A 1,224-nucleotide genomic window follows, 5' to 3' on the forward strand; every position below is an offset into this window, starting at 1 on the left:
AGTGCGGGTTGTGCGGTGTATCCGCGGGCGAGTTGGGTGCCGGCGAGGTGGAGTTCGCCGGGGACGCCGGGGGGTACGGGGCGCAGGTGGTGGTCGAGGACGTAGAGCTGGGTGTTCCAGACGGGCGAACCGATCGAGGCGGAGGGCCTGCCCTGGGCCGCGTTCGCCGCGGTCGCGGAACCGGCGGTCACGTCGACGGCCGCCTCGGTGGGCCCGTAGAGGTTCTCCAGGGCCACCGGTGAGGCACCGGCGGAGGTGTGGAAGCGGGTGGTGAGTTCGGTGGGGAGGGCTTCGCCGCTGCAGGCGACGAGGCGGAGGGTGGGGCAGGTCGCGATCTCGGTTTCGGCGAGGAAGGCGGCGAGCATGGAGGGGACGAAGTGCAGGACGGTGACGTGTTGTTCGCGGATGAGGTGCGCGAGGTAGTCGGGGTCCTTGTGTCCTTCGGGTCGGGCGATGACGAGGGGGATGGCTTCGGCGAGGGGCCAGAAGAACTCCCAGACGGAGACGTCGAATCCGGCGGGGGTCTTCTGTAGGACGCGGTCGCCGGTGGTGAGGCGGTAGGCGTGTTGCATCCACTGGAGGCGGTTGACGATGGCCTCGTGTTCGACCATGACGCCCTTGGGGCGGCCGGTGGAGCCTGAGGTGAAGATGACGTAGGCGGGGTGGCGGGGCTGCAACGGCGCCGTCCGCTCCGCGTCCGTCACCGGACCGCCCGGTTCCAGGGCCAGCCGGACGCGTACGTCCGAGCTGTCGAGCAGAACCGTCTCGACCTCCATCCCGTCGGGCAGACCGGTCACCGACCCCGCGTCCGTGAGCACCAGCGCCGGGGCGGCCGTCCGCAGCATGTGCGCGAGGCGTTCGCCCGGGAGGGTGGTGTCGAGGGGGAGGTAGGCGCCGCCGGCGCGGACGACGGCGTGGAGGGCGACGACGAGGTCGAAGGAGCGGGGCAGGGCCACGCCGACCACCGATTCCGGGCCGACGCCGCGGCCGATGAGCAGGCGTGCCAGTCGGTTGACCCGGTCTTCGAACTCGGCGCGCGAGAGTTCGTCGCCCTCGAAGACCAGGGCGGTGCCGTCCGGGTCGCGGCGTGAGCCGGCGGCCATGAGGGCGTCCAGGGTCATCGGGGGCAGCGGACGCGCGGTGTCGTTCCAGCCGTGCAGGACGAGCTCGCGCTCGGCCTCGCCCATCACCTCCACCTGCGAGACCCGCACCCCCGGATCGGCG

General features: G+C 72.1%; 1 protein-coding gene. It reads right to left on the reverse strand.

The window, feature by feature from the left end; translation table 11 throughout:
- Window positions 1-1,224 (reverse strand): AMP-binding protein (locus tag ACZ6ZI_RS40230; RefSeq protein ID WP_469530113.1); only part of this gene is annotated, 1,224 nt, incomplete at both ends.

The sequence above is a fragment of the Streptomyces sp. NPDC103540 genome (genome assembly GCF_055584445.1).